The following is a 1,071-nucleotide window of genomic DNA, read 5'->3' on the forward strand; positions in this document are numbered from 1 at the left end:
TCTCATAGGTGGTGGCAAAGTTGCTGAGAGTGGAGAACGCTTCTTCCTGCGCATCGAGCACGACGACATAGGTGCGCTGACCGTTCGTCTCGTTGATCTGTTTGAAATTCATGGCAATGACCTCGCTATCCCTATGCGGGTTGTGAACGAATGGCCGCGCGGACCCCGGTTTTAGAACTGCAGCGGAGCGGGAAGGTTCCTGGAAAACGGCAGCGTGATTTTCGTTTGTTCCCCGCTGATTTTTCTCTTTTCGGGAACCAAGCGAGGGGCCGGTGGTTGAGAATGGGAGTTTACCGACAGCAAGGAGGAAGCCATGGTCACGCATCCCACGCCGCCATTTCCGTCGCAGCAGCAGCCGATGCTCGTTTAGGAGGCTGTTATGAGTAGGACCATTGATCTATCCGACTTTTCCGACGAGGAACTGACTTCCCTGATCGAAGAAGCAACGACCTTGCGACGCACGAGGCGCGAAAGCCGTGATCGTGAGCTTGCAAGTGGGGCTGATGGCTCGAAGGGACAGGATGTCAGGGACCCAGACCATGGCGCCATTACGACGCCGACGCCGCGCGACGTCAAGGAAGAAGGTTCGGCCCACGGGGCGCCAGGGAAAGCCTCTGGCGCCTGACCGACGGCGGGAAATCGCAAGCGTATCGCAGTCTTGATGTCACCAGGCACACCAGGCAGTGATGGTGTCACACCCTGATGCCTGGTTTCGGACTTCGGCTATTTCACGATTTCGATAATCTTAYGCGTTTGTGGGTTCACGATAACACGCTTCTTGTTGACGATCGTATAGGCGTAGTCGTTGTTGCTGGGAATGGTGTGTAYTTCCACCGAACTCGGCAACTCGCTGCCGACGACGATATCGCCGTCATAGGTGACGGATGGAACCTCTTGTTCCGTCACATAGGTCCTGACTTCTCCGGGAATAACCACCGTCGTGCTGCTTTGAGCAAAAGCTGTCCCGGATGCGAAGAGTGCCGCGCTCACGGCAACGAGAATCCTTTTCATCATAACCTCCGTTGATCCAATGGAATTCCCTAACTGTCGCCGGCCGCGAAGGTTCCTGAG

General features: G+C 55.9%; 2 protein-coding genes. One reads left to right on the top strand and one right to left on the bottom strand.

Going from position 1 to position 1,071, the window contains the following annotated elements; translation table 11 throughout:
• Positions 1–379: 379 nt before the first annotated feature.
• Positions 380–625 (top strand): hypothetical protein, encoded by a 246-nt coding sequence (locus tag QD357_RS32445; RefSeq protein ID WP_414126102.1) that lies wholly within the window; start codon positions 380–382, stop codon positions 623–625.
• Positions 626–723: 98 nt separating this feature from the next.
• On the opposite strand, the gene QD357_RS32450 is transcribed toward QD357_RS32445, so the two are convergent.
• On the bottom strand, positions 724–1,011 hold the full coding sequence (locus QD357_RS32450) for a DUF1236 domain-containing protein (protein WP_414126103.1): 288 nt from the start codon (positions 1,009–1,011) through the stop codon (positions 724–726).
• Between the last annotated feature and the right edge of the window lie 60 nt (positions 1,012–1,071).

Origin of the sequence: Rhizobium sp. BR 317 (assembly GCF_047445835.1) — a bacterium.
In the GTDB taxonomy this organism is placed as follows: domain Bacteria; phylum Pseudomonadota; class Alphaproteobacteria; order Rhizobiales; family Rhizobiaceae; genus Rhizobium; species Rhizobium paranaense.

Excerpts from the sequence above, each read along its gene's own strand:
- QD357_RS32445 (WP_414126102.1), top strand. The coding sequence starts at position 380 with ATGAGTAGGACCATTGATCTATCCGACTTTTCCGACGAGGAACTGACT.